This window comes from Paenibacillus sp. OK003 (assembly GCF_900109515.1).
GTDB classification, from domain to species: domain Bacteria; phylum Bacillota; class Bacilli; order Paenibacillales; family Paenibacillaceae; genus Paenibacillus; species Paenibacillus marchantiae.
This window is the reverse complement of the sequence record NZ_FOBD01000007.1, coordinates 148,788-161,123: the sequence shown is the minus strand read 5'-3', so window position 1 is coordinate 161,123 and position 12,336 is coordinate 148,788. Positions and strand designations below refer to the sequence as shown.

Annotated in this window: 6 protein-coding genes; all 6 read right to left on the bottom strand. The window is 46.3% G+C overall.

Going from position 1 to position 12,336, the window contains the following annotated elements; genetic code table 11:
* Positions 1-73 precede the first annotated feature (73 nt).
* The 6 genes from BMW94_RS12580 to BMW94_RS12555 all read right to left on the bottom strand — a co-directional run bounded on the left by BMW94_RS12580 (position 74) and on the right by BMW94_RS12555 (position 12,203).
* On the bottom strand, positions 74-286 hold the full coding sequence (locus BMW94_RS12580; RefSeq protein WP_064640044.1) for an immunity 17 family protein: 213 nt from the start codon (positions 284-286) through the stop codon (positions 74-76).
* 187 nt (positions 287-473) lie between these two features.
* Positions 474-6,035: an S-layer homology domain-containing protein gene (locus BMW94_RS12575; protein WP_090998758.1), complete on the bottom strand. Its 5,562-nt coding sequence runs from the start codon at positions 6,033-6,035 to the stop codon at positions 474-476.
* A gap of 487 nt (positions 6,036-6,522) precedes the next feature.
* Complete coding sequence (locus tag BMW94_RS12570; protein WP_090998756.1) at positions 6,523-7,896, bottom strand: ABC transporter substrate-binding protein; 1,374 nt, start codon at positions 7,894-7,896, stop codon at positions 6,523-6,525.
* A gap of 299 nt (positions 7,897-8,195) precedes the next feature.
* Positions 8,196-9,017, bottom strand: a complete 822-nt coding sequence (locus BMW94_RS12565) for a carbohydrate ABC transporter permease (protein ID WP_090998754.1) — start codon at positions 9,015-9,017, stop codon at positions 8,196-8,198.
* Positions 9,014-9,976 carry a carbohydrate ABC transporter permease gene (locus tag BMW94_RS12560; protein ID WP_090998752.1) on the bottom strand — a complete coding sequence of 321 codons (963 nt, stop codon included), beginning with the start codon at positions 9,974-9,976 and terminating at the stop codon, positions 9,014-9,016. The genes BMW94_RS12565 and BMW94_RS12560 overlap by 4 nt, the downstream gene beginning before the upstream one ends.
* A 409-nt stretch (positions 9,977-10,385) precedes the next feature.
* Positions 10,386-12,203, bottom strand: a complete 1,818-nt coding sequence (locus tag BMW94_RS12555) for an APC family permease (protein ID WP_090998750.1) — start codon at positions 12,201-12,203, stop codon at positions 10,386-10,388.
* Positions 12,204-12,336 lie beyond the last annotated feature (133 nt).

Sequence of the window (12,336 nt, the reverse complement as noted above, 5' to 3'; positions counted from 1 at the left end):
TACCTTCTACATTAAAGGCTGTGAAACTGAATTATGTACTCAGGCTCTGCAAATTTCTTTTCTTTTTTCCCGCTCATCCAATCAGCAGCAATAATACGCCAATCGTAATCAGCACAATACCAAAAATCCCATACACCACTCTTGCACCCTGACGTCCAATGGTTTTCACAAAGAGACCTGCTCTAAAACTCTTCATAAACCAATCCCAATTGTTGATTCCACCCAACAAACTGAAAATCCCTGCAGCAATAGCCAATAGTGCGATTAAAACCGGTTGATCTTGCATGTCAACACTCCTTCAATATAATCCTGTCTACTATACCTTCCTCTGGTAAAAATGAACAGTCATTAATTAGTAAAAAAACAGCTTGCAGATGAAGGCCTGCAGGCTGTTTTCCTTAGAGTAAAAGAGTTTAGCGTTTCAGGTTAAACTGGTTTTGGCTTCCTTTTCATAGGAAGATTGAGACGTCTTATTACTTCGCCTGAAACTCACTCGCTGACATCAACAGCGTTACAACTTCAGCACGAGTTGCTTCAGCGAGCGGTTTAAACATGTTCTTGCCTGTGCCTTTCACCAGTCCTGCATCATATGCAGCTGCGATATAAGGCACGGCCCATGCAGGTACTTTATTTGCATCTGCAAAGGTTAATGTAGTATTTGATTCAACTGGAAGTCCGAGTGCTCTTACGAGCATAACCGTCATCTCTACACGGGATACTTTGCCGGATGCACGGAACGTCTCATCCGTATAGCCACTAATGATCCCTTGTTCTACAGCTTGAGCAATAAAGGATTGTGCCCATGTTGGAATTTTGGAAGCATCCTTAAACGTCAACGCCTTGCTGCTGGCTGGATGTTCAAATGCTCTTGCCAGCATTACAATGAACTCGGCGCGTGTTGCCGGGGTATTTGGACGGAAATTACCGTCCTGATATCCATTCACAATTCCCCGGGAAATGGCCTGCTCAATGGCAGCTGCTGCCCAGTGATTGCCGATATCTTTCAAAATCACACCCGGATTGGTTGGTGTAGTACCTCCTCCATTCCCATTCCCATTCCCCGGAACGGAAGGTGTTGTAGGCGTGGTCGGAGTTGTTGGATTGGTTGGTGTCGTTGTACCTCCACCACTATTACCACTGCCCGGATTACTTCCATTATTTCCACCGCCATTACCAGGATTGCTTCCATTCCCGCCACCCGGAAGTGGAGCTCCCTTCAGATCGGTACTACGTCCTTCCGTTGTCTGATTCACCGTACCTACCCGGTCCAGATGTTCATGGAAGACTTCATAATCGACCAGATTCAGTTCATAGTACCGGTTGTCATCCTTAGCCGCTCTCATGGAACGATAAAAGTCTCTACCGTTAGCCATAAACGAGTTCGTCGCTACGATGTAGTATCCGTTTGGATCGATATCCGTGTACGTACCATTGGCATTCTTAATCTGTACTTTGAGTACGCGTTGACCGACTTGGGTCACCGTATTAGATATAGCATCAACTTTCTCTCCCGGCTTCGTGGAATCGTAGTAGAAACGCATGCCTGAAACTTGCGGGAAGCGCCCTTCTCCTGTTTCCACGCCGCTCACACCATTTTCCAGCGCAGCCGTAATTTCCTTACCTGTCATTTTCAGCGCAGACAGGTTGTTGCCGTATGGCATTACGGCCAGCAGGTCGCCCAGGGTAATATCTCCCTGCTTGAACGATTCCCGAATGCCTCCACCATTTTGGATGGCGACATATCCTTTGACATCGTTTTCCTTCACAATGGATTTCACTTTCTCCAGCATGCCGTCTGTCACGAAGTTTCCTAGATTCGTTTCTTTTTTACGAACACTGTTACGTTCTCCATCAAGGAATACATTCGTTTTACCGATAACTTCTTTTTTGAACTCAGCCAGAGGTTTCGCATAGGTTGCCAGCTTCGCTTTTGCAGTCGGATCATCTGCGTAAACATACTTACCGGTGGCATCCTTTGCATCCAGGTTCAGCAATTTGCCGTTCCATGTTTTCAGTACGCCTGCTTCGTTGAACGTTACATCCAATTGACCCAGGGAAACGTCATATTCTCCCGTCTGTACGACCAGCGTCGGATCGGTGTGTGCATCTACAACCACCGGTTTGTTCAGAATAGTGTGTGAATGACCACCCACTACGATGTCGATGCCTTCTACCGCTTCTGCCAGTTTCAGGTCTACCGAGTAACCCAGATGCGTCAGCGCGATAATTTTGTTGATACCTTCATCTTGCAGCATGTTCACTGTCGCCTGAGCACTAGCTTCGTAATCCTTAAACTTCAGATCATCTCCTGGTGATGACAGAGATACGGTATCCGGTGTCGTCAAGCCAAAGATTCCGACTTTCTCGCCGTTTACTTCCGTAATAATGGCCGGATAGATCCGGGAATTCTCGCCTGGATTTCCGATGGTATCGTTGTACAAGCCACCCAAATTCGCATCCTTCGTATAGTCAATATTGGCACTCACAAATCGGAATTCCGCTTTTTCAATAAATTCCTTGAGTACGCTTGGGCCTTTATCAAACTCATGGTTTCCGAAGGTCATAGCATCGTATCCGATCATGTTCATGAAATCCAGATCCGCCAGACCGTTATAAAGGTTAAAGTACAATGTACCAGAGAATACGTCCCCTGCATCCAGCACCAGGGTGTTATCATTGCGTGTTTCCTTAATCGCTGTTACGCGGCGCGGGATGTTATCCAAATGCGCGTGTGTATCATTGGTGTGCAATACACGCAGGTTGAAGTCTCCCTCTTCTGCCGCGCTTCCAATGCTCAGCTGCGCGAGCAGCGGATCATGGTCACTGACCCGACCATGGGAATCTTCGAAGTCAGCATTCACATGAACTGCTTCGATCGCCGCAGTTTCGGACAGATTTTTGCTCACCAGAATGTGATCCAGTGTCTGAGAGTTTCCGTCATAGATGTAGGAATAACGCTTGTTCTCTGGCAGTTTGTTTACCAGATTGTCCAGCTTGTCTCCTGCAACGATGTTCAGCGTCTTGGAGAACTGAAAGTCATTGAAGTCGCCAAGAACAGCGACATTTACCTCAGGGTCTTTGTTGATTAATTCAGTTACAAAATTATTGACAATTGTCGCTTGCTGCGCACGCTGCACTTCGCTGCTGCGGGTTACAGGCTGAACATTTCCAAATGGGGCTAAATCTCCACCCTTGGAATTGAAATGGTTAGCGATAACAACCACACGTTCACCATTAAATTCAAACTCTGCCGCAAGTGGTTTTCTTGATGTTTTAAAAGCAACATTATCCGGTTGAATTCGCCCTGGATTCAGAGACAGGTTTCCACTTGCATCAAGGGACAATGCTGTTTTTGCATCACCCTTGGTACCTGCTTTTAAGGATACCCGATCCGGATTGTACAGGAACCCTACACGAATGTTGCCTCCGGTTGCTCCCCCATCCATATTATTTAGCGGTGCAATATCGGTATACTGATAGCTTGGTCCATTATTGCTTTTAATTGCATCCAGAAGTGTTTTGAAGCTTTCACTCGCGTCTGTGTTTCCGCTATCTGTTGCACCGTCATTATCCTGAACTTCCATAATCCCGATGATATCAGGACTTTTCAGATTGTTCACAATAATTTTGCCGATTTTATTACCACGTGTCGCATCTTTTTTGCTGAAGTTCTCCACGTTAAACGTAGCAATGGTCAACTTGTCTTGGTTCGGTTCAATCGACGTCGTAGCCTGTTGCAAACCACTCGATACAATGGCAGGCAGGCTGCCTTCCAAATTTACTTTATAATTACTACCCGAATAAGAAAGCACTCCATTAATCGGACCTGTAAATTTATCACCCGTGGTCGCAGCTTGAGAAGGTTTTTTGTTAATAAACAAGCGTTGAGGATTTAGAGAACTTTCAAACTCTCCTGCTCCGTCTCCACGTAAGATTAATCCTCCTGCCGGAGTCTTCAATGGATTATTAGGTTCATTGTCTACTGTCACTGCTAGTCCAGTACTACTGGAGTATGGTCCAAGAATAGTTGCATCATTTAACTGAACACGCATGCCTTCAAGACTTTCATAGAAATCAATGGCATCCATGTCCGGGTTGAATTCGCTCAATCCATCCGAATCAATGACATTCGGTATTACGCGGCCCCCTTTTCCAATGATTACGGGTTGTGGCAATTCAACATTGGGTTGTTCCAACGTGATCTCAGAAGCTACAATTTCAGTGGTTGGCAGGTCTGTTACGCTTGCTGCATACTCTTTCACCTTGCCGGCAACCTTTACCTGGTCCTTGACTTTCATTCCATGATCTTTCTTATAGATTAAAATTCCCTCAGAAGTTGCTGGATCTCCATCTTCCTGACCAGGAATGGATTGCATATAGAATGAATCTGCGTTAACTAGAGATGTAACAATCCCATCTACATTCTGCACATTCAATCCATCATAAATGGAATAATGGCCTGCCCCCTGAATTTCGTGAATACGTACACCATCCACCCGATCCACCGCAGTATACTCAAAAGAAAAAATGGTGCTTACTCTGCTATCCGCAGTGGCAACAGCTTTAATGATTTGATCCTGATTAATCGTAATAGGCTGTGTGTATTCCGTTGAATTCACAGTTGGTTCGGAACCGTCCAGTGTATAGAAAATTTGGGCACCGACATATGGAGAAGTCAACGTAACTTCCGTTCCTTTTACAATGCCACCGGAAGGTGTGCTCGCTGTGACGGAGAGCAGATCTTCCAGAATATCCGACGCCGTTCGAGGAATCAACTCCAGACCATAAGTGGAATGGTAAGTCAAGACTCCTGTCACTTTATAATACGATTTGCCAACGGAGAGAGCAGATGGGCTGTTTTTGGCATAAATCAGCATTTCCCCGCCATGATCATCTGTCGCCGTATACGTGGAAGAGCTGCTTTTTGTCACCTGAATGTTGTTTACTTCGACAAGCATCCCTTCATACTGCCCTCCAGAACCCTTAGTCCCCCCCGCACCTGGAGCAAAATGGGATGAGTTGAGCGATACAGGTGAAGGTAGATCCTGTGACTTTTCGACAGTCCGAATATAGCCACCCTGAAATCCGGATTTGCTTGCTTCAACTTGGACTAGGCCGTTATAGATCGTAATTGGACCGTAGGCTTCAATCCGATCTCCAACTTCCACACCAGAAGCATTGCCGCGCACAACGATTCCGGCATCGTTATCCTGAATATACAGATTCGATACACCGCCGGATAATTCGCTGTAAGTTACAATGCCTTGAACGGTAACGGTCGTATTTTCAGTCGCTTTTCTTGCATCAGAGATGGAAATAGGGCTGTTGTCGACGATGGTGTAGTCAAATCTGGTAACATCGCTATTGTCGATCCCCTCTTTGACTGCGTAGGTTTCAATATGAGTTGCATCATTTACCGTGATGGGCACGGTGTAGGGAAGATAATCAGTGTCCGTATTCTGCTTGTAGTATACCGTTGCACCGACTGTGGCTGTTTCTAAGGCCACCTTGGTCCCGGTTGGAATAGCGCCGGAAGCAGGATTAGCTGTGACGTTTGCCACTTTGGTTACAGGAGTCTCATCGATCAATTGGAAGGTTGTTGAGATATTGTAGTGTATACCTTTGGAGCTGAAGTACTCAGCTATATTACCATTGCTAATACGAACTTTGGCTTTATACAAGGAAGGATTACTTTTCAGTCCGAAAATACTTCGAGGTGCAGAGGTGGGTATCTGAACAGGCATCATTTTACTGATATTTGTTTCATCAGGAGTATCGGCTATTGCAAAATTGGTATCCAAGGTGAAATCCGGGTTCAACCTTACATTTGGGCCGCTACTGTAGGTTCCTACAACATATCCTTCAATTGAAATGTTCGAATCTCCAAAATTAAGATTAAGCGCCTGAGCAACCGTTAACGGCTCATCCGCCGCGGCTGCCTTACTGCTGAACAATCCAGCCGGAATAGCACCTGTGATGAGCAGAACCATGGCCAGGAACAACCTGAGCCACCTCTTCATTTGCAGAACATGCATCTTTTACCTACCTCCATGTTTTAAATTCATAATCATTTGTTCATGAAGCTTGTACATTAGTTCAAATATAAGATAACTGAACTTCTATTACGTGTAAACAATATTCTTTTTAAATGACACAAAATAGAACATACACATCACAAATTTGACGATTAAAAATAAAAACAAGTAGAAAAGTACTAATTTACGTCTTTTATATGTCAGTTTTTTTGCTTTTACAGTGGATATCTGTGTATAACAGCCTATATCGAGTGATTTAAACTGACATATCAGAGATATGAATCTCTGTAATCGACATTTATTGATAGTTATCCCTATACGCAATTCGCCTTAAAGCGATTTGGTCCAAGATCTTTTCACAGCAAAACGATGCGACAGTCAAGATTGACCATCGCATACATCTCACTCGTTATGACATCCTAAGTTAAGCCATACATTTCAACTTTGCTATATCCAGCGTAGAGTTTGTCCTATTTCAAGAAATAAGTTACTTCTTCACCGTGCTGTTATATTGCCCAATCTTGTCTGTAATTTGCTTCGCTGCTGCATCCAATACGTCTTGCGGTGTACCTTGTCCATTCAGAACGGTCTCGATCGCTCCTTCGACAATTTGACGAGCTTCGGGGAATACACCCATGACGGCCCCGGATGTTGCTGTCGAATCCGCGGAAGCATGCAATTGGTCGACTGCTGTCTGGAATTGCGGGTACTTCGCCATATTATCCTTTAATACTTGCTCATTGTAGGCTGCTGTCGTAATAGGGAAGTATCCTGTCGCAACACTCCAGTTGGCTTGTACCTCAGGTGTTGCCAGGTACTTTATGAATTCCCAAGCGGCTTGCTGCTGAGCCTCGGATTTGTTGTTCATGATATACAAGCTTGCGCCACCAACAACCACGCCGCCTTCTTTGGCATCTGCCGGACGTGGCAGGAAGCCTGTTCCCAGCTCAAACTTGCCACCAGCACCCTCTACAATTTTTCGCAATCCAGCGGTGGAATCCAGCGTCATGCCGATTTGCTGTGCGGTGAATGCAGCGGTCGTATCGTCCGTGCTACGTCCCAGATTAGAGACGGTTTTCTCGTCCATCATCTTTTTCCACCACGTCAAAGTCTTCACACCAGCCTCGGAGTTCAGCATGGATTCAGTCGCTGCACCGGTTCTTCCGTTACCATTGTTTACATAATCTGCATTCTGGTTCGCGAAGAACTGTTCCATAAACCAGCCATAAATGGCCATGGACGCGCCTGGTTTACCGTCTTTCGCCAATGCTTTAGCCGCTTGCTCAAACTCTTCATATGTCTTAGGCGGGTTCTCCGGGTCCAAACCAGCAGCTTTGAACATATCTTTGTTGTAATACAGAATCGGGTTCGATGTGTTGAACGGCATCGCGTTCAATTTGCCATCGATGGTGTAATAACGGATGATATTGGGCTCCAATTGGGACAGGTCGAACTTGTCTTTATCGATAAATTGCTGTACCGGCGTAATCATGCCCGAATCGATCATGAACTTGCTGCCGATCTCGTATACCTGGATAATATCCGGACCACTGTCCGAGCCCATAGAAGCTTTGAGTTTGTTCAGGCTCTCATCATATTTCCCTTGATAGATTGCCTTCACCTGAATGTCCGGGTGACCTGCGTTGAAATCGGAAGCGAGTTGATTAATGGCTTTCTCCCCTGCACCTGACATCGAATGCCACCAGGTCAGTTGTACCGGCTCAGCAGCTGCGGCATCTGCCTGCGCTCCGCCCGTTGTGCTTGTTGTTTCGGTTTTTCCGCCACAAGCGGACAATACCAGCATAAGTGCAGCCAACATCAATGCAAATGTTCCTCTTTTTTTCAAACGAAACCCGATCATAATCGCTCTCCTTTTTTTGGGGCTCACTTCAAAATAAAACCTTGGAGATGACACGGAGTGGCCGTTACGGGTCCGAATCGTTCTTTCGATCGCTGTTATCCCCCGATTTTATTCAATTCCCTTCAAAGGGGAAAATCCGGGGATAAAGGCGAACGCTTCGCTTCTACAGAATCGATTACGTCCCTCCACTACTACCGTGGTTTATCTTCTCAACATTTTATTTCAAGAGTGAGGCCTTGTTTATTCGCTCCTGGGTATCCAAACCACAAACCCGTAAATCCATAAAACTTTTAACTTAATTAACCCTTCAGCGCGCCTGCGGCCATACCTCGGACAAGCTGCTTCAACCCGAAGACCAGAAGCAGCAGCGATGGTAAAATAACAAGCGCTGTGCCGGCAAACACCAGATTCCATGCTGTGGATTCCTGGAACTCCAGCATCGAGATTCCGATCTGTACCGTCCTCATCTCCGGGGTATTTGTGACGAGTAGAGGCCAAAGATAGGAGTTGTACATGCTCAGGAACGAATAGATTGCCAATGTTCCAAGTGCCGGGCGGGACAATGGCAGGACATGGGACACAAAATACCGGATATGCCCACAGCCATCAATCTTCGCTGCTTCAAACAGTTCCTTGGGCAGCTGCATGAAGAATTGTCTCAGCAGGAATGTACCGAACGCTGTTGCCAGGAACGGAATCGTCAGCCCCTGATACGTATCGAGCCAGCCCCAGCTGCGTACTGTCAGATAGTTCGGAATCATGGTAACTTCCCAAGGAATCATCATCGTCGCCACAAACATGCTAAAGATGACGTTCTTGCCTTTAAACTCCATTTTCGCGAATGCATAGGCCGCCATACTCGCTGTAACAAGCTGACCAAGCATCGTCAGTCCTGCCACCAGAAACGTATTGCCGATAAACGTACCAATCGGAACGATATCGAATACTTCCGTGAAATTGGACAGGTCTATGGATTGCGGAATGATATGAGGCGGATACGCACTGGCATCCTCCGGCGTCATGACCGCCATGAAAAAGGTGTACAGCACCGGATACAGTACAAGTGCCGCACAGATTGTAAGCAACATATACAGCAATGTTTTGGTCCATGGTGTTCTCATTGGTAATGCACTTTCCTTTCCATCCATTTGAACTGAATCAGGGTCAGCAGCATAATGACCGCGAACAGGATAAGCGCCTGCGCACTGCCCGTCCCAAAGCGGAAATTAACAAAGGCTTCCTGATAGATGGAATATACGAATACATTGGTACTGTCCATCGGGCCGCCCCGGGTTAGAATGTTGATTTGACCAAACGATTGGAACGCACCAATGATCGATACAACGGTGACGAAAAACAGGGTTGGCGACAACAGCGGCATCGAGATTTTGCGAAAAGTAAGCAAAGGACCTGCGCCATCCATCTTCGCGCTCTCATAAATTTCATCCGGGATGCCCTGTAATCCGCTGGATAGAATAATGTAATTGAATCCGAGATTCATCCAAATCGTCATAATGGAAATCGATATTAACGCCCAATCCGGGCTGGTCAGCCAGGGAATTGGATCGATTCCAACTTTTCCTAATAAATAATTCAGCATGCCCAAGGTCGGATGGAACAGGAACTTCCAGATGACCGCCGATGAACCGACAGACAATACCACGGGCAGAGAGAATACAAACTGAAATATACGCATTCCCTTGAAACGGTTGTGTGTTAATGCCGCTAGAATCAGAGCTGCCAGCATGCCGGTTGGCACGGTAAACAGGACAAATAGCAACGTCACTTTCATGCCTTGCAGGAACAGTCCGGACTGAAATACCGCCTTGAAATTGTCCAGTCCCACATAAGCTGCAATCTGCCCGGTAGGGTCAGTGGAATGCAGACTCAGGTACACCGACTTAAACATCGGATAAAACAGAAACACTGCAAATAAAAGCAGCGATGGTGCCAGGAAACCATAGGCCAGCATATTCTCCCGCATTCGCTGCACACGCAGCGAAGCTGTCCGGCGCTGACTCGTATTAGATACGCGCCGTCTGGCAGCAGGCAAGCCGATCCGGTTGTCAAGCTCACTCATCGGATTTTCTTCCCCCTTAATCTACGCATTCGGTGTGTGAACTTCATCACCCACACTATCTAGTGTAAAAGCCCACTGTCACAGCAGCACTCATTCTGAATCAACGCAGCGTTAATCGTGGACATGCGACTTTACCAAACAAAGGACGTTAAACATACTTCAAAAGAAAATCACTAAACAGCAAAAAAACCGCAAGAACTCCCTTGGCTCGGGAAGGTTCGTGCGGCTTTATGTGTTAAGAGAAGATGAACAACGATTCGATATCAACTCCATAAATTTAACAGAAAACTGGATATTTAACGTTAACGCAAAATGTTCAGTTGAAATTTTATTAGAAAATGGATGGCATGTAAGTACATTACAGACCCGTCTCACGTCTCATGCCATCGCCCAGTGTAGAAGAATTTTACTAACGATTGAGATGATATGGCACAGTCGTGACAATCACGTCTTTGTAATTAATCAGATAAGCGCGGATCATGAAGCTGGTCTGGTTGTGCAGTACATTTTGCCACCAATGCTTGGTGATGAACTGCGGAATTAGTATCGTGATATGGTCCGTCTCGGCCGTCTTCCATTCCACGGTATCAATGAACTTCTTGAGCGGTCCCATAATACTGCGGTATCTCGATTTAATGACAACCAGGCGAACGCCAGGGTTCCACTCTTCCCACTTCTGCTCCATCTTGCGGATGGCTTCATCATCGAACCCGATATACAAGGCAACCACGTGATCTGACATCGTCTGTGCGTATGAGATTGTGTTCATGACCACCCTCGTAATGCCAGCCACTGGAATAACGATCGTATTGCCCTTTCTCACCGGTTTCTCCAGCTTGATATCAATCCGCAATTCATCCGCGATGTTGCAGTAATGTCGGTGAATGCGCATGAACACATAAACGACGAGTGGCAAGAAAATAAAGATAACCCACGTTTGCGTGAACTTGGTGAATATAAAAATCAAAGTAATCGACAGCGTGGTCAGCATCCCAATCGTATTGACGAGCAGCTTCACACCCCATCCGGATGGTTTGACTTTGATCCAGCGAATCATCATGCCCAGCTGCGACAGGGTGAATGGAATGAATACACCCACGGCGTAGAGCGGGATCAGACTTTCCGTGTTTCCTTTGAATCCAACAACCAGCAAGGCAGACATCACACTGAGAAAAATAATACCGTTCGAGAAGCCAAGGCGGTCTCCTCTAACCATAAACATATGCGGCATATATTTATCCTTTGCCATCATGAAGGACAGCAGCGGGAAAGCAGAATACGCCGTATTCGCCGCCAGGAACAGAATCAAGGCCGTCACACCCTGAATAATAAAATACATCGCACCCCTGCCAAACGTAGCTTCGGCAATCTGGGAAATAACTGTAGCTTTCGGATCAGGCTTCACCCCGTAACCATAAGCAAGTAACGTGATGCCGATAAACATGGCTCCCAGAATACATCCCATAAGCATCAAGGTTCCCGCTGCATTTTTCTCAGCAGGCTGCTTAAAGTTCGGAATGGCATTACTCACCGCCTCAACCCCGGTCAAGGCCGAACACCCAGAGCTGAACGCCTTCAGCAGCAGAAACAGACTCACATGAGACATACTCGTTCCGAATTCAGGGGCGGCAGCTTCCATGCCACCAGCGAGAAATTTGATGCCCCCGGATATAATCAGAATCGCAATCGAAAAGATAAACAGATATATGGGGATCGCCAATACGGAAGCAGATTCCGTCACCCCTCGCAAATTCATAATAGTCAGAAATACAATCATGATCAGTGCAATGACGATGCTGTAATCATGAAGCATTGGAAAGGCAGATGTAATCGCATCCGTCCCTGCGGACGAACTTACCGCCACAGTCAGAATATAATCGACCAGCAAAGATCCCCCGGCAATCAAGCTCGGAGCCGTACCGAGATTATCCTTGGCTACGATATACGCGCCGCCTCCTGTGGGATAAGCAAATATCGTCTGGCGGTAGGAAAAAATTAAAATGACGAGTAATCCCAACACGGCGATGGAAATTGGAACAGAGTACCACAAGGCGGCGAATCCGGCCGCAACGAGCACCAATAAGATCTGCTCCGTACCGTAGGCAACGGACGATAGTGCATCGGAGGACAGAATGGCGAGCGCCTTCCATTTCCCCAATTTCTCTGCATCCAATTCAGCCGATTTCATAGGCTTGCCTATTAAGATTCTCTTCATTTTGCCAAGCATGATCATAACTTCCTTCCGTCTTTCATCTGTGAAGCATTGTTATTATGCAAAATCGCCGAGCCATTGACAATACGTCATTTCACCCGAATTTCGCCAGCGTGTGATAATGCATTCTACGATTCAATAATCGATA

Coding starts and splice junctions, on each gene's coding strand:
- BMW94_RS12580 (WP_064640044.1), bottom strand. CDS start 286: ATGCAAGATCAACCGGTTTTAATCGCACTATTGGCTATTGCTGCAGGG.
- BMW94_RS12575 (WP_090998758.1), bottom strand. CDS start 6,035: ATGCATGTTCTGCAAATGAAGAGGTGGCTCAGGTTGTTCCTGGCCATG.
- BMW94_RS12570 (WP_090998756.1), bottom strand. CDS start 7,896: ATGATCGGGTTTCGTTTGAAAAAAAGAGGAACATTTGCATTGATGTTG.
- BMW94_RS12565 (WP_090998754.1), bottom strand. CDS start 9,017: ATGAGAACACCATGGACCAAAACATTGCTGTATATGTTGCTTACAATC.
- BMW94_RS12560 (WP_090998752.1), bottom strand. CDS start 9,976: ATGAGTGAGCTTGACAACCGGATCGGCTTGCCTGCTGCCAGACGGCGC.
- BMW94_RS12555 (WP_090998750.1), bottom strand. CDS start 12,203: ATGCTTGGCAAAATGAAGAGAATCTTAATAGGCAAGCCTATGAAATCG.